Source organism: Schumannella soli (assembly GCF_006517435.1).
GTDB classification, from domain to species: domain Bacteria; phylum Actinomycetota; class Actinomycetes; order Actinomycetales; family Microbacteriaceae; genus Schumannella; species Schumannella soli.
In genome coordinates this window covers 117,311-138,630 of record NZ_VHQG01000001.1, presented here as the reverse complement: position 1 = coordinate 138,630, position 21,320 = coordinate 117,311, and the positions used below count along the sequence as shown (strand labels likewise).

Sequence of the window (21,320 nt, the reverse complement as noted above, 5' to 3'; positions counted from 1 at the left end):
GGGCTCGGACCCCGACGGCGAGCCGGCTCAGCGCCCGAAGGTGCGCCAGGCGCCGATCGTCACGCCGCGCCGCGGAGCGCGCTGGCTGCGACGCCAGGCGCCGGGGCGCGCATCCGGCTGCTCGCGGTTCTCGGCCGCGAGGACGTCGAGCGAGGTGGTGAGCACGGCGACGACCGCGGCGAGCTCCTCGTCGCTCGGAGCGCCGGCGACGATGCGGATGTCGGCAGCGGAGCCGGCGGCTCCGCCCGCTGCGTCCTGGCCGCTCACAGCGGGATGTTCCCGTGCTTCTTCGGGGGCAGCTCGGCGCGCTTGCCGCGCAGCGCCCGCAGCGCCTTGATGATCGCGACGCGGGTCGCGGCCGGCTCGATCACGCCATCCAGCTCGCCGCGCTCGGCCGCGAGGAACGGCGAGGCGACGTTGTAGGTGTACTCGTTGGCGAGGCGCGTGCGCACCGCGTTGACGTCCTCACCGCGCTCCTCGGCGGCCTTGATCTCGCCGCGGTAGAGGATGTTGACCGCGCCCTGGCCGCCCATCACGGCGATCTCGGCGGTCGGCCAGGCGAAGTTGATGTCGGCGCCGAGCTGCTTCGAGCCCATGACGATGTAGGCGCCGCCGTAGGCCTTGCGCGTGATCACCGTCACGAGCGGCACGGTCGCCTCGGCGTAGGCGTAGAGCAGCTTCGCTCCGCGGCGGATGACGCCGGTCCACTCCTGGTCGGTTCCGGGCAGGTAGCCCGGCACATCCACCAGCGTCAGGACCGGGATGCCGAAGGCGTCGCAGAAGCGCACGAAGCGGGCGGCCTTCTCGCCGGCCTCGATGTTGAGGGTGCCGGCCATCTGGTTCGGCTGGTTGGCGATGATGCCGACGCTGCGGCCCTCGATGCGGGCGAAGCCGATGAGGATGTTCGGCGCGAACAGCGGCTGCACCTCGAGGAAGTCGCTGTTGTCGACGAGCTGCTCGATGATCGTGTGCACGTCATAGGGCTGGTTCGGCGAGTCGGGGATGATCGTGTTGAGGCTCTTGTCGGCGTCGGTGACCTCGAGCTCGACCTCGTTCTCGTAGACGACCGACTCCGACATGTTGTTGTCGGGCAGGAAGCTGATCAGGCTGCGCGCGTAGTCGAGCGCGTCGTCCTCGTCGTCGGCCAGGTAGTGCGCGACGCCCGAGCGGGTGTTGTGGGTGAGCGCGCCGCCGAGGTCCTCCATGGCGACGTCCTCGCCGGTGACGGTCTTGATCACGTCGGGGCCGGTGACGAACATCTGGCTGGTCTTGTCGACCATGATCACGAAGTCGGTCAGCGCGGGGGAGTAGACGGCGCCGCCCGCGGCCGGGCCCATGATGATCGAGATCTGCGGGATGACGCCCGAGGCCTTCGTGTTGAGGCGGAAGATCTCGCCGTACTTGCCGAGGGCGACGACGCCCTCCTGGATGCGGGCGCCGCCCGAGTCGAGCATGCCGATGATCGGCACGCCGGTCTTGAGCGCGAGCTCCATGACCTTGATGATCTTCTCGCCGGCGACCTCGCCGAGCGAGCCGCCGAAGATCGTGAAGTCCTGGGCGTAGATCGCGACCTGGCGGCCGTGGATCGTGCCGGTGCCGGTGACGACCGCGTCGCCGTAGGGGCGGTTGCGCTCCATGCCGAAGGCGTGGGTGCGGTGGCGCACGAACTCGTCGAGCTCGACGAAGCTGCCCTGGTCGAGCAGCTGCTCGATGCGCTCGCGGGCGGTCTTCTTGCCCTTGGCGTGCTGCTTGGCGATCGCGGCCTCGCCGCTCGCGGTGACAGCCTCGTGGTACCGCGCCTTGAGGTCGGCGAGCTTGCCGGCGGTCGTGTACGGATCGGGCGTCGATGCTGCGTCGGTCACGCCTGCCAGCCTAGCGAGGCTCTCGGCGAGGGCTCTGGAGGACTCCCACAGCGGATCGGCGGGCGGGTCGTGGGGAATCCACGAGGGTCGGCGGGCGAGGCTCGTGCATCGGAGCCGCGGGAGCGGCGGACGCCGGGCGCGTCGGGGCGACGTAGGGTGCGGCGTCAGGCGCGGCGGCGGCGTCCGACCCGGCGGGCGAGCGCCCATCCGGTCACCCGCAGCATGGCCTCGGCGACGATCGCGCCGCTCATCTTCGAGGTGCCGGCGATGCGGTCGCGGAAGGTGATCGGCACCTCGACGACGTCGATGCCGGCGTCGAGCACCCGCAGCGCCATGTCGATCTGGAAGCAGTAGCCGCGCGAATGCACGTCGTCGAGGTGGGCGGCGCGGATCGCCTCGAGCCGGTAGGCGCGGAACCCGGCCGTCGCGTCGCGCACGGGGATGCCGAGGGCGAGCCGGGCGTAGGTGTTGCCGGCGCGGCTCAGCCAGCCGCGCCACGGCGCCCAGTCGACGACGCGGCCGCCGGGCACCCAGCGCGAGCCGATCGCGAGGCCGGGACCGCCGTGCTCGGCGACGGCGTCGAGCAGCGCAGCCAGGCTCTCGACGGGGTGCGAGCCGTCGGCATCCATCTCGACCACGACCGGGTACCCGCGGCGGTCGGCCTCGGCGAAGCCCGCGAGGTAGGCGCGGCCGAGGCCGTCGCGGGCGGTGCGGTGCAGCACGGTGACGCGCGGGTCGGCGGCGGCCATCCGGTCGGCGATGTCGCCGGTGCCGTCGGGGCTGTCGTCGTCGACGACGAGCAGGTCGACGTCGGGTGCCGCGGCCAGCACGGCGGCGGCGACCCGCTCGAGGTTCTCCGCCTCGTCGTAGGTCGGCATCACCACGAGGGCGCGCGCGCCGGGCGCCGTCGCAGGGTCGTCCATGTCGCCGACGAGCCTAGATCATGAGGATGGCGCGATCGTCCGCGCGGCGGCCGCAGCTCTGCCGGACGAACGACCGCCATCGGACGCTGGGGAATGCTCCGGCGATGCGCCCCGGCGAGGTCTGACCCGGCGGCTAGCCTGACGGCATGGATCTCCCGCGCAGCGACCGCGTCGCCGGACGGCTGATCGTGCGGGAGTCGAGCCCGTCCACGAACGCCGAGCTGGTGGCGATGGCCGCGCGCGACGTCGACCGCGAGCTGCCGGACGCGACCGTGCTCGTGACGCTCGACCAGACCGCCGGCCGGGGCCGCCTCGACCGGGTCTGGACGGCCCCGCCGGGGACGAGCCTCGCGGTCTCGGTTCTGCTGCGCACCGCCGACCCGGTCGGCCGCCCCGTCGGACCCGAGCGGCTCAGCTGGCTGCCGATCGCCGCCGGCGTCGCGATGACCGAGACGATCGCCGAGCTGCTGCCGCACGCGACCGTCAGCCTGAAGTGGCCCAACGACGTGCTCATCGGCGAGAAGAAGGTGTGCGGCATCCTCACCGAGCTCGTGCCCGCCGCCGGCGCCGTCGTGATCGGCTCGGGCGTCAACCTGACGATGGACGCCGGGCAGCTGCCCGTGCCGACCGCGACCTCGCTCGTGCTCGAGGGCGCGCCCTCGGCGTCGGGGAGAGCCGACGGCGAGCTCGCCGACCGCGTGCTCGCCGACTACCTCGAGCGCCTGCGCTCGCAGGTGACCGCGCTGCTGACGGCCCACGGCGACGCCGACCACAGCGGACTCCGCGCGCTCGCCCGCGAGCTCTGCGGAACCCTCGGCGGCGGCGTGCGCGTCGAGCTGCCCGGCGGCGACGCCCGCCACGGCACCGCCCGCGACCTCGACGAACTCGGCCGGCTCATCGTCGCGACCGAGCACGGCGACCTCGTCGTCGCGGCCGGCGACGTCATCCACCTGCGGCACGGCTGACGGAACCGGCGACGCCCGTGACCGAACCGGCCCCCGACACCGCGGCGAACCGCACGCCCGAGATCGTCGTCGCGCGCCTGCGCCCGAGCGCCCGCCGACTGCTGTGGTCGGCGCTGCTGCTCATCGTGCTCGCCGGCGCGGCCGCCTACGCGCCCTCCCTGCTGCCGGAGCCGTGGATGAGGATCACGGCGCTCGCCGCGGCGGGCGTGCTCGCCATCGTCGGCGTGCTCGTGCCGCTGCTGCGCTGGCTCTCGCGCAGCTACACGATCACGACGCGGCGCATCGTCATCCGCTCGGGATTCCTCGTGCGCACCCGGCAGGAGCTGCTGCACAGCCGCGGCTACGACGTGACGGTGCGGCGCTCCGGCGGTCAGCTGCTCGGCAAGTCGGGCGACATCCTCGTCAACACCGGGCTGGATGCGCCGGTGCGGCTGCGTGACGTGCCGCACGCGGCGCTCGTGCAGGAGGCCCTGCAGGACCTGATGGAGCGCAGCCTCAATCCCGTCGCGGCGCGACGGCAGCAGGAGCGCTCGCTGCGTCAGAGCGGCGAACTCGGCCGGCGCGGCGACGAGCCGGACTGGCATCCGGGGAACTGGCCGCAGCAGGACTGAACGGAGCGGAGGCCGCCGCCGCAGGGGCCGCCGGGTCGGCGGGGTCATCGGCCGGGTCGGCGGCGGATCCGGCGGCCACCGCATCCGCCTCGTGCGCCGCATCCGCCTCGTGCACCGCATCCGCCTCGTGCACCGCGTCTTCGGCCGCCTCGACCGGGCTGTGCGGCGCGAACACCCACACCCGGTACAGCCAGAACCGGAACACGGTGCCGAGCGCCAGGCCGACCACGTTGCCTGCGACGTTGTCGGCGACGACGTTGTCGAAGCCGAGCGCGTAGCGCGACACCCACAGGCAGCCGAGCCCGATCAGCAGACCGCCGACGCTGACGACGCCGAACTGCAGTCCCTCGCGCCACACGCGCCGGCCGCGGTGCTCGCGGAAGGTCCAGAAGCGGTTGCCGATCCAGTTCGCCACGATCGCGACCGTCGTCGAGATCGTCTTCGCGATCAGCGGGCCCTCGTGCAGCTGACCGGGGTGCAGCACGGTCGCGCTCAGCAGGTTGAACAGGCCCACGTCGATCACGAAGCCGACGCCGCCGACGACGCCGAAGCGCAGCAGCTGCGAGATCAGGCGGCGCATCCGGCTCCTCTTCCTCGCGGCTAGGCTCGATGTCGCGGCAGTCTAACCGCCGCCGCTATGGGGCCGAGCGCCCGCATCCACAGGGCCGCACCGGCCCGGAACCCCAGGAGGAATCGTGCGAGTCGGCGTCATCGGCGGAGGTCAGCTGGCGCGGATGATGGTGCCCCCGGCCGTCGGGCTGGGCATCGACATCCGGGTGCTCGCCGAGCAGGAGGGCATGTCGGCGCGCATCGCGGCGACCGCGGTCGGCCACTACACCGACGCGGACGCGGTTCTCGCCTTCGCCCGCGACGTCGACGTGATCACCTTCGACCACGAGCATGTGCCGCAGGACGTGCTCAAGCAGCTCGTCGGCGCCGGCGTGCCGGTGCACCCGGGCCCGCACGCGCTCGCTGTCGCGCAGGACAAGATCGTCATGCGCGAGCGGCTCACGGCTCTCGGCGCGCCCGTCCCCAGCTGGGGCGTCGTGCGCGACCGTGCCGAGCTCGCCGACTTCCTCGAGGCCCACGGCGGCGCCGCCGTCGTGAAGACCCCGCGCGGCGGCTACGACGGCAAGGGCGTGCGCGTCGTGCGCAGCGCCGACGCCGCCGACGACTGGTTCGCCGTGCTCGACGAGGCCGGATCCGGCGACGGGCTGCTCGCCGAGGAGCTCGTCGACTTCAACCGCGAGCTCGCGCAGTCGGTCGCGCGTCGCCCCTCGGGTGACGCCGTCGCCTGGGCGCTCGTCGAGACCGTGCAGAAGGACGGCGTCTGCGCCGAGGTCACCGCGCCCGCGCAGAACGCCGGAACCCTCGTCGCCGAGGCCCGCGCGCTCGCGTTCTCGATCGCCGAGGGACTCGACGTGACTGGTGTGCTCGCCGTCGAGCTGTTCGAGACCCGCGACGGCCGCCTGCTCGTCAACGAGCTCGCCATGCGTCCGCACAACACCGGCCACTGGTCGATCGACGGCTGCGTCACGAGCCAGTTCGAGCAGCACCTGCGTGCCGTGCTCGACCTGCCGCTCGGCGCGACCGACGAGCTCGCACCCGTCAGCGTCATGGTGAACGTGCTCGGCGGCCCCGCATCCGGCTCGATGCTCGACGTCTACCCGGCCGCGCTCGCCGCACATCCGGACGTCAAGTTCCACTACTACGAGAAGGCCTCACGGCCCGGTCGCAAGGTCGGTCACGTCACCACGACGGGCGGGGATGCGGGTGAGACTCTCGCCCGAGCGCGCGCCGCGGCGGAGTTCTTCAGCAGCTGACTCCTACGATGGCTCCCGTGCCATCCACCCCCCTCGTCTCCGTCGTCATGGGATCGGACTCCGACTGGTCCGTGATGCAGGACGCCGCCGCCGCGCTCGGCGAGTTCGGCATCGCCCACGAGGTCGAAGTCGTCTCGGCGCACCGCACGCCCCGCCGTCTCATGGAGTTCGGCTCGGAGGCCGCCGGCCGCGGCATCCGCACGATCATCGCCGGCGCCGGCGGCGCCGCCCACCTGCCCGGCATGATCGCCTCGGTCACGACCCTGCCCGTCATCGGCGTGCCCGTACCGCTCGCCCGCCTCGACGGTCTCGACTCGCTGCTGTCGATCGTGCAGATGCCCGCCGGCATCCCCGTCGCCACCGTCTCGATCGGCGGCGCCCGCAACGCCGGCCTGCTGGCCGCCCGCATGCTCGGAGCGACCGATCCGACGCTCGCCGCACGCCTCGCCGACTACGCCGCCTCGCTCGAGGACATGGTCGCCGAGAAGAACGCGCGACTGCAGGCGAGCCTGACCGACCGTTCGGACTCGTGACCAGCGTCACCCCCGTCCGCTATCCCGACCTCCGGTCGGAGAGTCTGATGACCCGACGGGCCTGGTGGCTCGTCGTGCTCAACGTGCTCATCCCCGGCTCGGCGCAGGTGCTGGCCGGCAACCGCCGTCTCGGCCGCTTCGCGCTCGGCGCCGACCTCGTGTTCTGGGCCGTCGGCATCCTGCTGATCGCCGGACTGCTGGTCGCCCGCAGCACGGTCGTCACGATCGTGACCAACCCGATCGTGCTCTGGATCGTCGTCGTCGTGCTCGTCTTCTATGCGCTGCTCTGGCTGATCTGCACCCTCGACACCCTGCGGCTCGTGCGCTTCGTGCGCGTGCACCGGGTCGCCGGGACGATCGCCGCCCTGTTCTCGGTCGCCGCGCTCGTGATCACCGGCGGAGGGGCGCTCTACGGCGCCTGGAACGCCGGCGTCACGGCGGGGGTCCTCGGCACCGTCTTCGGCGACGGCAACATCGCCGACCCGGTCGACGGGCGCTACAACATCCTGCTGCTCGGCGGCGACGCCGGAGCCGACCGGGTCGGGCTGCGCCCCGACAGCATCTCGCTCGTCAGCATCGACGCCGCGACCGGCCAGACGACGATCATCGGCATCCCGCGCAACCTCGAGAAGGTGCCCTTCCCCGCGAAGTCGCCGATGGCGAAGCAGTTCCCCGACGGCTGGAACTGCGCCGACTGCCTGATCAACGCGCTCTACACCTACGGCGAGGAGCATCCTGACCTCTACCCGAAGGCGAAGAGCGAGGGCTCGAGCCCGGGCATCGAGGCCACGAGCGACGGCGTCGAGGCGGTCACCGGTCTGAAGGTGCAGTACTACGCGCTCATCGACATGAACGGCTTCTCGCAGCTCATCGACGCGCTCGGCGGCATCGACATCGACGTGAAGACCCGCCTGCCGATCGGCGGCGGCCAGGACTCCCAGGGCCGCCCGACCGGCGTGGACAAGTGGATCGAGGTCGGCCAGCAGCACATGGACGGCAACACCGCGCTCTGGTACGCCCGCTCACGCCACGCCGACGACGACTACCACCGCATGGCGCGTCAGCGCGAGGTGCAGACGGCGATGCTGAAGCAGTTCACGCCCGCCAACGTGCTCACCAAGTTCCAGGCCATCGCGACCGCCGGCGGCAACATCGTCGAGACCGACATCCCGCAGCCGATGCTCGGGAAGTTCGTCGACCTGGCCGACCTGTCGCGCAAGCAGAAGATCACCGATCTCGAGCTGGTGCCGCCGCAGGTCGAGACCTGGGATCCCGACTACGACGCGATCCACGACATGGTCGCCGATGTCACGAAGGTCGCGAGCGCGAGCCCGACGCCGAACGGCTGAGCCGCGCGGCGGTGCCGCGGCAGCCGATCAGATGTCGGCGTGCAGCTGCCAGACCTTCTCGGCGGCATCCCGCCAACTGTAGGCGCGCGACCGGTCGGCGCCCGCCGTGCTGAGCCGCTGGGCGACCTCGGCGTCGAGCAGCACGTGCAGCACGCCCTCGCGCAGACGCTCGGCGTAGACGGCGTCGTCGGCGCTGCGCTCGACGAGGTGGGCGGCGTCGGCGGCGACCTCGGCGAGGGCCGGCGCGTCGGAGCTGACCACCGGCGTGCCGAAGGCGAAGGCCTCGAGCGAGGCGAGGCCGAAGCCCTCCTCGCGGCTGGCGTTCACGAACACGCGAGCGCGGCTGTAGACGAGCGCGAGATCGGCGTCGTCGAGGGCGCCGAGCGAGATCACCCGCTCGACGGGGATGCCGGTGTCGGCGACGGCGCGCTCGAGCGTGTCGTCGCCCCAGCTCGGATCGCCCACGATCACGAGCGGCACCTCGACGCCGGCCATCGCCGTCAGCAGCGGCCGCAGCGCCTTGCGCGGGTTCAGCCCGGCGAGGGTGAGCACGAAGTGCTCGGGAAGCTCGAGCCGGGCGAGGCGCTCGTCGGCGTCGGCGGGCACGATCAGCCCGGGCGACACGGCGCCGCCGATGACGCGCACCCGGTCGCCGAAGTCGGCGTGCTCGGCGAGCGCCGCGGCGACGGCGTGGGTCGGGACGACGACGGCGTCGGCGTAGCGCTCGGCGCGCTTGATCATGCTCTGGTGCCACCCTGCCGAGCGGCCGGAGATCGTGTCGGGCGAGGTCCACGGCAGCGCGTCGTGGATCGTGACGATCGTCTGGTCGCCGGTCAGCGCGCGGTCGTGCTTGCGCAGCGGCGCGAGCAGGCTGGGGGCGTGGATCATGCCGCCGTTCGGCGACACCGTGAAGCCGTGCTGCCAGACCGCGGCCATCTCGCGGCGGGCGAGCACGCTCTTGAACAGGCCGGACAGTCCGGGGAGTCGCCGCTCGAGCTCGCGGTACTCGTCATCCGGCGAGGCCGAGACGATCCCCTCGACGACGCAGCTGCTCGGAGCCGTCGCGATGAGGGCCCGCGTGAGGTCTTCGGTGTAGCGCGCGAGGCCGCGCGTCGACGGGTCGAGGATGCCGTCGATCACGACGCGGAGAGTTGTCATTGCTTCTCGAGGCTACCGGGGCCGCTCAGCCCGCCCGCATGGCGGCGACCGCGTCGGCGGATCCACCGTCGAAGACGACTCGTCCCTTGTTGATCAGGATTCCGCGCTCGCACAGCCGGGAGACCGTGTCGAGATCGTGGCTGACCACCACCATCGTCTTGCCCTGGCTCTGCAGCTCTCGCAGTTTGGCGATGCACTTCTTCTGGAACGGCTCATCTCCGACCGAGAGCACCTCATCGACCAGCATGATGTCGAGCGTCGTATGGATGGCGACGGCGAAGGCGAGGCGCACGAACATGCCCGATGAGTAGTGCTTGACCTCGGTGTCGATGAAGTCGCCGATCTCGCTGAACGCGACGATGTCATCGAAACGCTCATCGACCTCCTTGCGGCTCATGCCGAGGATCGCAGCGTTGAGATACACGTTCTCGCGGCCGCTCAGATCAGGGTGGAAACCCGCTCCGACCTCGATCAGGCCTGCGATTCGGCCGCGGGTGAGGATCTGGCCCCGGTCGGGACGGAGGACCCCCGACATGAGCTTGAGCAGCGTCGACTTGCCCGAGCCGTTGAAGCCGAGCAGGGCGACAGACTCGCCCTCGCCGATCTCGAAGTCGATGTCGTGCAGCGCTTCGAACGTGGTCACCAGCGATTTGCGCCGGATCAGGGAGATGAACGTCTCCTTGAGCGAATGGGTGTGGCGGAGCACGAAGCGCTTGTCGACGTTGCGCACGATGATGCGCGCGTCGGTCTCAGAGGTCCTGGGCAAAACGACCCTCCAGCCGGCGGAAGACGAGCTGCCCGAGCAGCAGGACGATGACGGCGATCACGAGAGCGAGCCCGCCTTTGAGGAGCAGGTCGGGCGGCAGATCCGCCGTCTCGCTGGTGGTCGGGAACCAGAGCCCGGCGTGGAAGAGCTCGACGGCCGTCGTCAAGGGATTCACGAGATAGATCTGCAGCAGCCAGTCGGGCAGGACCTTCCGCACCGTGGTCCACGGATACAGCACCGGCGAGGCCCAGGTCGCGACGAGCGCGATGAGCTCGACGAAGTTCTGCGAGTCGCGGAACGACACGTTCGCGGCGCCGAACAGCATGCCGAGTCCGGTCGAGAGCACGATCACGATGAGCATCCCGAGCACGAGCCCGAGGATCTGAGTCGGTTCCGGGTGCCACCCCACGAGGAGGCAGACGATGAGGGTGACGACGAGCTGGGGCAGGAAGTTGACGAATGCGACGATCGTGGAGGAGACCGGGAACATCTCGCGCGGCAGATAGATCTTCTTGATCAGAGCGCCGTTGTCGACGATCGACCGGGTTCCGTTGCCGAAAGCCTCGTTGAAGAGGTTGATGACGATGAGACCGCTGAACAGGTAGATCGGATAGCTCTCCATGTTGCGGTTCTGCTGGAGGAACACGCCGAGAGCAAGGAAGAAGACGAGGAACTGGAAGGTCGGCTTGACATACGACCACAGCCAGCCGAGAACCGATCCCCTGTACCGCACCTGCACTTCCTTGCGCACGAGCAGGCTCAGCAGATAGCGGCGACGTCCGACGTCGAGGAGCCCTGAGCCGTGTCCGGGTTCGACGAACCCGCGGTTCTGGGGAGCAGTGATCACAGGGGCCTCGATCTTCCATCCGGGCGGTGAGCCGCGTCGATTGTACTCACGGCCGGGCTGGTCATCCGCAGGCGACGATCCGGTACAGCGCGGCGTCGCCTTGATGGTCGACGAGCTCGAGCACTCCCGGCGTCGTCACCGCGCGATCGATGCCCGCGTAGAAGGAGGCCTCGGGCGGAGAACCCCAGAGCAGGCCCGGATCGGCGACCACCCATTCGAGATCGAGTCGACGCACCGCGGCGCAGACTGCCGGGTCGGACTGCGCTTCGCCGAGCGAATTCGCCACGATCGTCGCGTCCGGCGACCAGATGCCGGTGAGGTGAGGGAACAGAGTGCGTCGTCCGCCGACCGCCCAGGACAGCGCCGAGCCGTTCCACGGGTTGCCGGCGACGACTGCGTCGCGGGGCACATGGTTCGGCAGTCGTTCGAGCAGGCGGTACTCATCCCGATCGATCAGAGCACCGTTCTTCTGATGGTCGGGCAGGTCGAACACCACGCCGATCGAGGAGGCGACTGCCGGCAGCTGGCCTCCCGCCGCAGTGATCAGGACGACGAGCGCCGAGCCGGCCACGAGGACGAGACGACGGCGCGCGCGGTCGCCGGCGGGGACGCGGCGCAGCACCGCGTCGATGATCGCGGTCGCGGCGACCGTGGCCAGCAGCACGGCGGTGAGCACCACGAGCGGGAACAGCCTGAACTTGTCCTTGTACCACAGCCCGGTGGCGATCTTCGCGAGGTCGGAATTGCTGCCCGCCGCCAGAGAGAAGAGGACGACGGCCAGCGCCCAGGACCCGACGAGCCACCGCAGCCGAGCGGAACGCGCGCACAGCACGGCGCCGACGATCGCGAGGAGCGCGAGACCGATCGCCGGAGCCAGCACTCGGGTGTCGAGGTTCGGGTCGAGCGGAGCGAGCCCGATCGCCTCGAGCGCTGTCGCGCCGAGCCCGCTGCGTGCCGTCGCCGGACCTCCGTTGAGGTGATCCGAGATCGGGCGCTGCGCGACATCGAAAGCGCGGTAGACATACACAGCGCCCGCTGTGACCGCAGCGATCAGGACCGCCGTCGATGCTGCCGCGACCAGGAGGATCCGCCTGCGCTGAGCCCGGTGACGCCACAGCCGTCGAGCCGCCCCGGCGACCGTCGCGACGACGAGAGGGAGCAGCAGCGCGATGAGACTGAAGAGCGAGCGGGGATGCGAGAACCCCGACGCAGCCAGCCAGAGCGCCGCCGACGTCACCATCACGGGATCACCGGCGAGCCGGCGACGGGTGCGCAGGGTCAGCCATCGCGAGAACCGCACGCTGAGCGCCAGCCCCGCAGGCAGGAGCGCGTACGCCATTCCGGTGGGGTAAAGGGTCCCCCAGGCGAGGAGCAGCAGCGGGAACCCGCCCGCTCCGATCGCGAGCAGCGGGGCGACGACCGCGGCTCGGCGACGAGAGGCGCCCGGCAGGATCTCGGCGGCGAGCAGCGCCAGTCCCGGCATCCACAGCGTCGCCGTGCTCGTCACCCAGGCGGCGTTCGCGGCCACGGGAACACTCGAACCGGTGAGCTGGACGATAGAGGCCGCGAGCGCGTGCCACGCGGCCGGGTAGAACTCGTTTCCCTCGCCCGGATGGGTGATTCGGTAGAGATGGAACGACGACGCGTCGCCGGTGTCGACGATCCACGCGACCGCGTTGAGGTGGAACAGGCCGTCGTAGCTCTGACTCACATGATCGGCGCCCCCGATCGCGATGGCGCCGATCACGGACACGGTCGCCGACGCGATCACGACCGCAGCGATCGCCGGCAGATCTCGTCGCAGCGCAGCTCCGGCCGAGGGGCGCCGACCGCGCGGAATCGCGCCCGCCCCGACGGGGAGCCGGCGACGTGCCGCGGCCACGACGAGGGCGGCGGCGACGGCGGCGAGCGCGGGATGCCACCAGGCGAATCGGAGATCGAGCACGCCGTCGACGACGCCGAAGATCGACATCACCGCGATCGAGAACGGCGCCGCGAATGCGACGGCGCGGATGCCGCGCAGCCCTATCGCGGCGGCGAGCGCGCCGCCGGGGATCACGAGCAGCGCGAGTCCGGCGATCAGCGCGACGGCTGCGCTCATGCGCTGTACCTCGTCGGCGTGGTCATGCGGCGCGAGCGGCGCGGAGCGATCATGACGACCATTCTCCCGCGGGTCGCCTCCGTGCCCGCCACGTGACGTGCGGGCCGGGTCCGGCGCGCACCGATAGGCTCGGGATCCGTGTCGGAGAAGAGCGAGCGTGTCGTGGCCGTCGTGGTCGCCTACAACCGCGCGGCGCTGCTCGTCGAGGCTCTCGAGGGGCTGCTGGGGCAGACTCGCCCTCTCGATTCGATCGTCGTGGTCGACAACGCCTCGGATGACGACACGGCCGCGGTCGTGGGCCGAGTCGCTCCGGATGCCGAGCTCGTGCGCCTGACGCGCAACACCGGCGGCGCCGGAGGGTTCGCCGTCGGCACCGCGGTCGCGGTCCTCCGCGAGCACGCCGATCTCGTCTGGCTGATGGACGATGACACCGTTCCCACTCCGACGGCGCTCGCCGAGCTGCTGGATGCCCGTGACCGTCATCCCGACCCGCTGGCGGTGCTCGCCTCCCGTGTCGTCTGGACGGATGGACGGGACCACCCCATGAACGTCCCGCGCGCGCGTCCCCTCGGCGGACGTCGGCGACGAGCAGCCGAGGCGGTCGGCCTCATGGCGGTGCGCTCCGCGAGTTTCGTGTCGTTCATGGTCGATGCGCGGGTCGTGCGTCGTCTCGGCCTGCCGATCGCCGAGTACTTCATCTGGAATGACGACTTCGAGTACTCGACACGACTGCTGCGACGCGGCGACGGCGTGTACGTGCCTCGCAGCGTCGTGGTGCACAAGACGAAGGTGCTCGGCTCCACCGACGCCGACCCTGGCGCGCGCTTCTACTACGAGGTGCGCAACAAGATCTGGATGTTCCGCCACGCCCGCACCTTCGGACCGCTGGAGACGCTGCTCTACGGCGGCTCGACGCTGCGCCGCTGGGTGCGGACCCTGCGCCGTTCATCGGACCGCAGCGTGCTGCGCGACGGCTTTCGACGCGGCTGGCGCGATGGCTTCGCTCGGTCGCCGAGACTCAACGCGGAGGCGTTGGCCGACCAGGCTGCGATCGCGCCCGAGATCGTGGATCCCACCTGGCGGAGCTGATGGACGATCTGCCTGCGTTCTCGCTCCTGCTTCCGATCTACCGCGGCGACAGCGCCGAGCACTTCCGTCGGGCTTTTCTGAGCTCGGTGGAGGGCCAGCGGCTCCGGCCTGCGGAGGTCGTCATCGTGCGCGACGGTCCCATACCGGCGGCGCTGGAACGTGAGCTCCGCGTGCGCATCGAGGCGTCGCCGGTCCCGGTCGTCGTGGTCGAGCTGCCCGAGAACGTCGGACTCGCCCGGGCGCTCACAGCGGGACTCTCGGCCGCGAAGCACGAGGTGATCGCGCGGATGGACGCCGATGACATCGCACAACCCGAGCGGTTCGCGGTGCAGCTGCCGCTGATCGCGTCGGGACTCGATCTCGTCGGGTCGGCGATCGACGAGTTCGTCGAGGACGGCGACGTGACCCGCGTGATCGGGCGCCGTACGCCGCCGCTCCGGCACGACGAGATCTCCCGTCGTGCTCGATTGCAGTCGCCGTTCAATCACCCGTCCGTGGTGTTCCGGCGCGGTGCCGTCGATGCCGCCGGGGGCTATCGCGACCTCCCGCTCATGGAGGACTACTGGCTTTTCGCGCGGATGATCCAGGCCGGCGCGCGCACCGGCAACACCGCAGAGGCTCTCGTCCTCTATCGGGTCGACGCGGGCGCGTACGGTCGGAGGGGCGGGCTCCGGCTGCTCCGCAGCGAATTGCGTCTTCAGTGCGATCTGCGTCGTACCGGCTTCACATCCCGGCGGCAGCTGGTCCGCAACGTGCTCGTCCGGGCGGGATATCGGCTCGTGCCGCAGCTCGTCCGTCGGGCCGCGTATCGCCGTGTGCTCGTGGACCGCAGCGTCGATCACGTGGTGGAGACGCCGGACGGGCGCACATGACCGATCGGCTAGTCTTGACGGGTTTTCCGCCTGCCGAACGTTAGGAACACTCCTCGGTGAACAGCGACCTCGTCATCGTCGGATCGGGCTTCTTCGGCCTCACCATCGCGAACCGCGCCGCCACTGAGCTCGGGCTCAAGGTGGTCATCATCGACCGCCGCAGTCACATCGGCGGCAACGCCTTCAGCGAGGCGGACCCCGAGACCGGCATCGAGGTGCACCGCTACGGCGCCCATCTGTTCCACACCTCGAATGAGCGGGTGTGGGAGTACGTGAACCGCTTCACCGCGTTCACCCCCTACGTCCACCGCGTGTACTCGAACTACGGCGGCGAGGTGTTCCCGCTGCCGATCAACCTGGGCACGGTCAACCAGTTCTTCCGCGCCGCCCACACGCCCGACGAGGCGAAGGCGCTGATCGCGTCGCAGGCGGCGGAGATCTCCAAGGACGCGGTCTCGAATCTCGAGGAGAAGGCGATCTCGCTCATCGGGCGCCCGCTCTACGAGGCCTTCATCCGCGACTACACCGCGAAGCAGTGGCAGACCGATCCGAAGGAGCTGCCGGCCGAGATCATCAGCCGACTCCCGGTCCGCTACAACTACGACAACCGCTACTTCAACGATGCGCACGAGGGCCTCCCCGTCGACGGCTACACGGCCTGGCTCGAGCGGATGGCCGATCACCCGAACATCGAGGTGCGCCTCGACACCGACTTCTTCGACGCCGGTCAGCCGGTCTCGAAGTCGTCCGTCGTCGGGCAGGTCCCGGTCGTCTACACCGGCGCCGTCGACCGCTACTTCGACTACTCCGCCGGCGAGCTCTCCTGGCGCACGCTCGACTTCGAGACCGAGGTCAAGCCGGTCGGCGACTTCCAGGGCACCCCGGTCATGAACTACGCGGATGCGACCGTGCCCTACACGCGCATCCACGAGTTCCGTCATTTCCACCCGGAGCGCGACTGGTATCCGAGCGACAAGACCGTGATCATGCGTGAGTTCTCGCGCTTCGCGAATCGCGAGGACGAGCCGTACTACCCGGTTAACACCCCGACGGATCGCGAGGGGCTGCTCGCCTACCGTGAGCTTCAGGATGGCGAGGACCGCGTCTTCTTCGGCGGACGCCTCGGCACCTACCAGTACCTCGACATGCACATGGCCATCGGCTCCGCGTTGTCGATGTTCGACAACAAGCTGGCCGGATTGTTCGGAGGCGCCGCTCGATGACTCCGGCAACGGAGTTCCTCGATTCCGCCGCACTGTTCCGCGTCGTCCGGAGCGACGACTTCACGGGGCTGACCCTGCGGCAGCGCCGCCTGCTGGTCGCTGCGGCGAACTATCACGCGCTCGATTCGGCCGATGCAGAGGTGCGACTGAGGATCCTGATCGCCGGACCGGGACGCGCCGCGGTGCTGACTCACCCCTTCGGCGATGCGCCGCCGAGTGCGTCCGACGCGACCGAAGCGGGCCGGATCGAGGTCACCGTCGCCGACGCGCCCACGCGTCAGGTCGAGCGTCACGTCATCATCACCCCCGACGACGTGACGCCGCAGCCGCCGCAGCTCGGACTCCGCGCGAGGTACTGGAGAGCACGTCAGCAAGCTGAGCGCCGCTTCCCGCTCGCGTACGACAGATTGCGTCAGACTCTGCTCTCGCGCCGCGAACGTCATCTGTCGACCACGGTCATCGAGCGCGCAAGCGGTTCGGAGATCATCGAGGAGCTCGCCGGAGTCGGGCCGGCGGCATCGTCGGACCCCGTCGTGATCGTCGGGATGCACTGGCTCGAGCTCGGCGGTGCCGAGTCCTGGGCGATCGAGACGGTGCGGGCGGTCGTCGAGGCCGGCATCCTGCCCGTGGTGTTCACCGACCGCTACTCCGAACATCCGTTCATCACCGCCGACCTGTTCCGCGACGTCGTCGTGATGCCCTTCGCAGGAGAGGTACCTGCCGCCGGAATCGGTGACGAGCCGCTGCGGCAGATCGTGGAGCGCTACGACGTGCGGGGCGTGCTCGTGCATCACTGCGGCTGGCTGTATGACCGACTCGCGTGGATCCGCGAGAACCGCCCCGGCGTTCCCGTCGTCGACTCACTCCATATCGTCGAGTACGCGGGTGGGGGCTATCCGGCGACCGCGGTGCACGTCGATCCCTTCGTCACGACTCACCATGTGATCTCGCCCGAGCTCGAGCGGTGGATGACCGTCAATCAGCAGGTTCCGCGCGAGAAGGTCGTCATGGCGCCGCTGGTCGGTCTGACGGTCGCAGACGGCCCCGGGCCGACGTTCAGCCCTCGCCCGGATCGACCTTTCACGATCGCCTTCGTCGGTCGATTCGTCAGGCAGAAGAGGCCCTACCTGTTCGTCCGACTGGTCGCTCGTCTCGTTCGCGCGGGAGTTCCTGTGCGCGCGATCCTGCACGGCAGCGGTGAGCTCGAGGAGGTCACGCGTGAGCGGGTGCGCACCGCAGGGCTCGACGGAGTCGTCGAGTTCCGAGGGCACGATCACCCGGTCAGCGGAACGCTGGCCGACGCCGACCTGCTCGTCGTCGCAAGTCAGAACGAGGGACTCACCCTCACCACGATCGAAGCGGTGTCCGCGGGGGTGCCGACTCTCTCCACGGATGTGGGCTCGCAGCGCACCGTGATCGCACCGAGCCTGCTGGTCTCGCGCGACCCGACCGATTTCCTCGCCGAGGCGACGTCCGCGATCCGCGATCTCGCGGGCGCGGAAGCAGAGCGGGAACGGGCCTGGCGCGACGAGCTCGCGCTTCTCGAAGCATTGTCGAAGCACCAGGCCGCCAGCGCCTGGATCAGGGAGGAAGTCCGCGGATGGCTCGCGTAGCAGCGGTGGTAGTCACTTTCAATCGGCGGGCCAAGCTCGAGACGGTACTCGACTCGCTCGCCGCGCAGTCGACTCCGCCCGAGTGGATCGTCGTCGTCGACAACGCCTCCACCGATGGCACGGGCGAGTACCTCGCCGGGGAGAAGGACCGCCGGGGTCTCGAACTCGTGTCACTCGACACGAACACCGGCGGGGCCGGCGGCTTCTCGACCGGCATGAAGCACGCCTACGACCTGGGTGCCGAGTTCGTCTGGATCATGGACGACGACTGCTATCCGGGCCCTGACGCGCTCGAGAAGCTCGTCAGCGGATTCGATTCCGCGGTCGGTGAGCTCGGCGGCGACGTTCCGTTCTCGTGCTCCGTCGTGAAGTTCATCGACGGCTCGCTCTGCGAGATGAACAATCCGACGCCGACGTGGGACTGGGGTCGCCTGCTCGTCAAGGGCCAGCAGAACGTGATGGTGCGCACGTGCTCGTTCGTCTCCGTGCTCATCCCCCGTTGGGCGATCGAGAAGCACGGCCTTCCCTACCGTGACTACTTCATCTGGTTCGACGACCACGAGTACACGCTTCGCCTGTCGGCGGTGTGCCCCGGTGTCCAGGTTCTGGACAGCGTCGTCGTTCATGACATGGGCGACAACAAGGGCGTCAACTTCGGCGGGATCACGGAGGCGAACGCGTGGAAGTTCGCCTATGGAGTGAGGAACGAGGCGTCCTACCGGCTGCATCACGAGGGTTTCGCGTCGTACCTCATCTTCGCTGCGCGCGTCACGCTGCTGATGCGCCGCGGGCGGGTGGCGTCGAAGCTGCGTTGGCGCATGACCAAGAAGCTCCTGCGCGGGATCACCTTCAACCCGAAGATCGAGCGCGTCGCCTGACTCGTCGGGCCGGGGCGATGGCCGTCAGTCGGCGCGGGGCGCGTCCTCGCGGCCGGTGCCCTTCGGCGCCGACAGGCGGTGACGCCAGGAGCGCTTGCGCGCGGCGGCGAGGGCGCAGGTGACGAAGAGCAGCAGTCCGCCCTCGAACAGCAGGTAGCTCTCGGCGAGGCTCGTCGCCGCGAGCAGCACGAGCGCGAGCGCCGGCCAGGCGTAGGTCGTGTTCGGGTTCTCGGTGCCGACCAGCCACGCGCGCGTGAGCGCGAGCGCGAACGCGGCGCCGAGCAGGATCACGCCGATGATCCCGAGCTGGAAGTACACGTCGAGCGCGCCGTTCAGGGCCGAGTCGTACCGTTTGCCGCCGTCGTCGGTGAGCACGCTGTAGGGGAAGACCTCGGGCCGCCAGACGCCCACCCAGCCCCAGCCCTCGAGCTGGTGCAGCTGCGACAGCTGCAGGATGCGGCTCCACTGCCCTGAGCGCGAGTCGAAGTCGCTCGCGGCATTGAGCAGCTGGATGATCCGCCCCCGCAGCAGCCAGGCCGCGATCGCGCCCATCAGCACCACCGCGGCGACGACGAACTGCGCGATCGGGCGACGCCGAGCCGGCACCCGCCGCAGGGCGTACACGGCGACCGCGGCGACGCCGACGACGACGAGCACGACGAAGGTGACGGGGGAGCGGGCGAACAGCAGCGTGATCGCGGCCAGGGCCAGCGAGAACAGGGCCCGCGGCCGCTCGACCGAGCGGGTGCGCCACTCGGTCAGGAAGGTGATCACGGCGAGGCAGGCGAGGTAGCCGAGGTAGTTGCGGGTGCCGGCGATGCCTTGGATGGGGCCGCCGTTCGCGATCGACCCGGTGATGCCGAACACCTTGAGCGGCACGTCGAGGATGATGCCGCTCAGCACCTCGAGCACGAGCGAGGTGAGCAGGATCGCCCGCAGCGCATCGCCGAAGGCGCGGATCACCTGGATCAGGTCGCGGGCGAGGGCGAGCCAGGTGCCGAGCAGGCCGAACAGCAGCGCGTAGACGACCGAGCCTGCCGTGATCCAGGTGTACTGGCTGAGGAAGACGCTCACGATCATCCAGCCGAAGAACGCCAGCAGGCTGATCGGCAGCACGCCGCGCCACTCGATGCGCTCGCGCTGGCTCCACAGCGAGATGCCGGCGAGCAGCAGCGTCGCGCCGAGCACGGCGAGCAGGCCGCCCCATCCCATCAGCGACCGCAGGAACGACGAGGAGAGCGACGTCGTCGCGATGATCACGGCGAGCGCCTGGCTCGTGCGCGGATGCGCGATCAGCTCGACGACGACACGTCGTCGGGGAGCCGGGGTCGCGCCGCGTCCGCTCACTGTCCCCGCTCTCCGCGTCGCAGCCAGCGGAACGTCCGGAGGTCGCGCGACCGGGTGGTGATCGCGATGATCACGAGCAGCAGCAGCTCGCCCTCGATGAGGATGCGGCTCTCGGCGAGGCTCTGCACCAGCAGCACGACGGCGATGAGCAGCGGGGCGATCGTCAGCGCCGCGACCGGGCGGGTGCCGTCGGTCACGGCCGAGTCGGCGGCGGCGCCGCGGTCGACCGCGGCGAGCCAGCTGCGCACCAGCAGCCCGAACACGAACAGGGCGAACACGACGAGACCCATGATGCCGACCTGCAGCCACAGGTCGAGCCAGGCGTCGTGCGCCTGGCTGTAGCGCACGCCCTTGATCACGAAGGCCTCGGAGTCGAAGGGATGCACGCCCGGCATCCAGTAGGTCGCCCAGCCCCAGCCGCCGGCGGGGCGCTGCTCGGCGAGGTCGACGACCGCCGACCAGATGCGACCGCGGTTGGTGAGGTCGGGGCTCTTCTGCAGCAGCGCGAGCAGCGGAGCGCGGAACACGATCGCGCCGACGACCCCGAGGGCGACGACCGCGGCCGAGACGCCGTAGGCCACGGTGCGCGCTCTCCCGCTGAGCCGGCGGATCACGAGCACGATCACGAGCACCACGGCCGCCGCGAGACCGGCGACGATCACGGTCGACGACCGGGTGAGCGCCAGCACGAGCACCGCGACGGCGATCCAGACGATCCCGGTGACCCGGCTGACCATCCCGGCGGCGAGCTGCACGCCGAAGGCGATCAGGGCGAGCAGCGCCGCGATCGCCAGCAGGTTGCTGTTGCCCTGGATGCCCTGGATGCGGCCGCCGTGGAACAGCAGGTCGCGCGACCAGTAGCAGGCCCGCGGGATGTCGCCCGACAGGTTGCAGAGCGAGAAGAACGGCAGCACCTTCTGCCGCACGAACACGGCGACGACGAGCTCGAACAGCAGCGACAGGCCGAGGATCCAGCGCCCGGCGTCGGCGAGCGCCCGCACGATGCCGTAGCCGTCGAGCGCGGTCGCGATGAACAGTCCGACGGCGACGGTCGCGATCGTGACGATCGTGGCGAGTCCGGTGAGCGCGGGATACGCCGACCAGGCCGTGGAGGCGGCGCACACCCCGAGGAACAGCACCAGCGCGACGGGCACCGCGTCGAGGCGGGTGCGGCGCCGCACCAGCTCGATCACGCAGAGCAGCACGATCAGACCGACGACGACGCCCCAGCCGACCCAGCCGACCGCATAGCGGAACACGTCGCCGGCGAGGCCCGTGAAGAAGGCGGACGCGGCGAGGGCGCGGTGGTAGCGGCTCGACAGCGTCATGCGGGCAAGCGTATCGGCGCGACCTCCGCGGC

The 21,320-nt window shown here is 70.3% G+C and carries 20 protein-coding genes; 10 read left to right on the top strand and 10 right to left on the bottom strand.

Annotation, left to right across the window (positions count from 1 at the left end):
* Positions 1–27: 27 nt before the first annotated feature.
* From FJ657_RS00615 to FJ657_RS00605, 3 genes are all read right to left on the bottom strand, one after another.
* Complete coding sequence (locus FJ657_RS00615; RefSeq protein ID WP_255447055.1) at positions 28–267, bottom strand: acyl-CoA carboxylase subunit epsilon; 240 nt, start codon at positions 265–267, stop codon at positions 28–30.
* Entirely contained in the window at positions 264–1,871 is a 1,608-nt protein-coding gene (locus tag FJ657_RS00610; protein WP_218853648.1) for an acyl-CoA carboxylase subunit beta, read from the bottom strand. The genes FJ657_RS00615 and FJ657_RS00610 overlap by 4 nt, the downstream gene beginning before the upstream one ends.
* A 155-nt stretch (positions 1,872–2,026) precedes the next feature.
* Positions 2,027–2,785, bottom strand: a complete 759-nt coding sequence (locus FJ657_RS00605) for a polyprenol monophosphomannose synthase (RefSeq protein WP_141161771.1) — start codon at positions 2,783–2,785, stop codon at positions 2,027–2,029.
* Between the two features lie 146 nt (positions 2,786–2,931).
* On the opposite strand from FJ657_RS00605, the gene FJ657_RS00600 reads away from it, so the two are divergent.
* A complete protein-coding gene (locus FJ657_RS00600; protein WP_141161770.1) occupies positions 2,932–3,750 on the top strand; it encodes a biotin--[acetyl-CoA-carboxylase] ligase in 819 nt (272 codons plus the stop codon).
* Positions 3,751–3,767: 17 nt separating this feature from the next.
* Positions 3,768–4,361 (top strand): PH domain-containing protein, encoded by a 594-nt coding sequence (locus FJ657_RS00595; RefSeq protein WP_255447054.1) that lies wholly within the window; start codon positions 3,768–3,770, stop codon positions 4,359–4,361.
* On the opposite strand, the gene FJ657_RS00590 is transcribed toward FJ657_RS00595, so the two are convergent.
* The gene (locus FJ657_RS00590) at positions 4,246–4,941 is read right to left on the bottom strand and encodes a GtrA family protein (protein ID WP_141161769.1); all 696 of its coding nucleotides are present in this window, start codon (positions 4,939–4,941) and stop codon (positions 4,246–4,248) included. The genes FJ657_RS00595 and FJ657_RS00590 overlap by 116 nt on opposite strands.
* 154 nt (positions 4,942–5,095) lie before the next feature.
* Here FJ657_RS00590 and FJ657_RS00585 point away from each other — a divergent pair, with 154 nt between their 5' ends.
* The 3 genes from FJ657_RS00585 to FJ657_RS00575 are packed head-to-tail and all read left to right on the top strand — an operon-like array spanning position 5,096 to position 8,066.
* Positions 5,096–6,184: a 5-(carboxyamino)imidazole ribonucleotide synthase gene (locus FJ657_RS00585; protein ID WP_141162645.1), complete on the top strand. Its 1,089-nt coding sequence runs from the start codon at positions 5,096–5,098 to the stop codon at positions 6,182–6,184.
* A gap of 8 nt (positions 6,185–6,192) precedes the next feature.
* Positions 6,193–6,717 carry a 5-(carboxyamino)imidazole ribonucleotide mutase gene (purE, locus tag FJ657_RS00580; RefSeq protein ID WP_141161768.1) on the top strand — a complete coding sequence of 175 codons (525 nt, stop codon included), beginning with the start codon at positions 6,193–6,195 and terminating at the stop codon, positions 6,715–6,717.
* 47 nt (positions 6,718–6,764) lie between these two features.
* The gene (locus tag FJ657_RS00575) at positions 6,765–8,066 is read left to right on the top strand and encodes an LCP family protein (RefSeq protein ID WP_255447052.1); all 1,302 of its coding nucleotides are present in this window, start codon (positions 6,765–6,767) and stop codon (positions 8,064–8,066) included.
* Positions 8,067–8,093: 27 nt separating this feature from the next.
* Here FJ657_RS00575 and FJ657_RS00570 read toward each other — a convergent pair whose 3' ends face one another.
* From FJ657_RS00570 to FJ657_RS00555, 4 genes are all read right to left on the bottom strand, one after another.
* Entirely contained in the window at positions 8,094–9,224 is a 1,131-nt protein-coding gene (locus FJ657_RS00570; RefSeq protein WP_141161766.1) for a glycosyltransferase family 4 protein, read from the bottom strand.
* 25 nt (positions 9,225–9,249) lie between these two features.
* Positions 9,250–9,990, bottom strand: coding sequence for an ABC transporter ATP-binding protein (locus FJ657_RS00565; RefSeq protein ID WP_141161765.1), 741 nt, complete (start codon positions 9,988–9,990; stop codon positions 9,250–9,252).
* Positions 9,974–10,834, bottom strand: a complete 861-nt coding sequence (locus FJ657_RS00560; protein ID WP_141162644.1) for an ABC transporter permease — start codon at positions 10,832–10,834, stop codon at positions 9,974–9,976. The genes FJ657_RS00565 and FJ657_RS00560 overlap by 17 nt, the downstream gene beginning before the upstream one ends.
* Positions 10,835–10,898: 64 nt before the next feature.
* Positions 10,899–12,938 carry a DUF6541 family protein gene (locus FJ657_RS00555; RefSeq protein ID WP_141161764.1) on the bottom strand — a complete coding sequence of 680 codons (2,040 nt, stop codon included), beginning with the start codon at positions 12,936–12,938 and terminating at the stop codon, positions 10,899–10,901.
* Positions 12,939–13,076: 138 nt separating this feature from the next.
* On the opposite strand from FJ657_RS00555, the gene FJ657_RS00550 reads away from it, so the two are divergent.
* The 5 genes from FJ657_RS00550 to FJ657_RS00530 are packed head-to-tail and all read left to right on the top strand — an operon-like array spanning position 13,077 to position 18,613.
* A complete protein-coding gene (locus FJ657_RS00550; RefSeq protein ID WP_141161763.1) occupies positions 13,077–14,027 on the top strand; it encodes a glycosyltransferase family 2 protein in 951 nt (316 codons plus the stop codon).
* Positions 14,027–14,899, top strand: coding sequence for a glycosyltransferase (locus FJ657_RS00545; RefSeq protein WP_141161762.1), 873 nt, complete (start codon positions 14,027–14,029; stop codon positions 14,897–14,899). The genes FJ657_RS00550 and FJ657_RS00545 overlap by 1 nt, the downstream gene beginning before the upstream one ends.
* A 56-nt stretch (positions 14,900–14,955) precedes the next feature.
* Positions 14,956–16,122 carry a UDP-galactopyranose mutase gene (glf, locus tag FJ657_RS00540; protein WP_141161761.1) on the top strand — a complete coding sequence of 389 codons (1,167 nt, stop codon included), beginning with the start codon at positions 14,956–14,958 and terminating at the stop codon, positions 16,120–16,122.
* A complete protein-coding gene (locus tag FJ657_RS00535) occupies positions 16,119–17,735 on the top strand; it encodes a glycosyltransferase (protein WP_141161760.1) in 1,617 nt (538 codons plus the stop codon). The genes glf and FJ657_RS00535 overlap by 4 nt, the downstream gene beginning before the upstream one ends.
* A 5-nt stretch (positions 17,736–17,740) precedes the next feature.
* Entirely contained in the window at positions 17,741–18,613 is an 873-nt protein-coding gene (locus FJ657_RS00530; protein WP_255447051.1) for a glycosyltransferase family 2 protein, read from the top strand.
* A gap of 24 nt (positions 18,614–18,637) precedes the next feature.
* Here the strand turns inward: FJ657_RS00530 and FJ657_RS00525 are convergent, their stop codons facing one another.
* Both FJ657_RS00525 and FJ657_RS00520 read right to left on the bottom strand, forming a co-directional pair.
* Entirely contained in the window at positions 18,638–19,960 is a 1,323-nt protein-coding gene (locus FJ657_RS00525) for an O-antigen ligase family protein (RefSeq protein ID WP_141161758.1), read from the bottom strand.
* Entirely contained in the window at positions 19,957–21,288 is a 1,332-nt protein-coding gene (locus FJ657_RS00520; RefSeq protein WP_181408813.1) for an O-antigen ligase family protein, read from the bottom strand. The genes FJ657_RS00525 and FJ657_RS00520 overlap by 4 nt, the downstream gene beginning before the upstream one ends.
* Between the last annotated feature and the right edge of the window lie 32 nt (positions 21,289–21,320).

Bases quoted from the DNA above. Each gene is read 5' to 3' on its own strand.
- FJ657_RS00605 (WP_141161771.1), bottom strand. From the start codon at position 2,785: ATGGACGACCCTGCGACGGCGCCCGGCGCGCGCGCCCTCGTGGTGATG.
- FJ657_RS00545 (WP_141161762.1), top strand. From the start codon at position 14,027: ATGGACGATCTGCCTGCGTTCTCGCTCCTGCTTCCGATCTACCGCGGC.
- FJ657_RS00535 (WP_141161760.1), top strand. From the start codon at position 16,119: ATGACTCCGGCAACGGAGTTCCTCGATTCCGCCGCACTGTTCCGCGTC.
- FJ657_RS00590 (WP_141161769.1), bottom strand. From the start codon at position 4,941: ATGCGCCGCCTGATCTCGCAGCTGCTGCGCTTCGGCGTCGTCGGCGGC.
- FJ657_RS00585 (WP_141162645.1), top strand. From the start codon at position 5,096: ATGATGGTGCCCCCGGCCGTCGGGCTGGGCATCGACATCCGGGTGCTC.
- FJ657_RS00570 (WP_141161766.1), bottom strand. From the start codon at position 9,224: ATGACAACTCTCCGCGTCGTGATCGACGGCATCCTCGACCCGTCGACG.
- FJ657_RS00600 (WP_141161770.1), top strand. From the start codon at position 2,932: ATGGATCTCCCGCGCAGCGACCGCGTCGCCGGACGGCTGATCGTGCGG.
- purE (WP_141161768.1), top strand. From the start codon at position 6,193: ATGGCTCCCGTGCCATCCACCCCCCTCGTCTCCGTCGTCATGGGATCG.
- FJ657_RS00575 (WP_255447052.1), top strand. From the start codon at position 6,765: ATGACCCGACGGGCCTGGTGGCTCGTCGTGCTCAACGTGCTCATCCCC.
- FJ657_RS00520 (WP_181408813.1), bottom strand. From the start codon at position 21,288: ATGACGCTGTCGAGCCGCTACCACCGCGCCCTCGCCGCGTCCGCCTTC.
- FJ657_RS00555 (WP_141161764.1), bottom strand. From the start codon at position 12,938: ATGAGCGCAGCCGTCGCGCTGATCGCCGGACTCGCGCTGCTCGTGATC.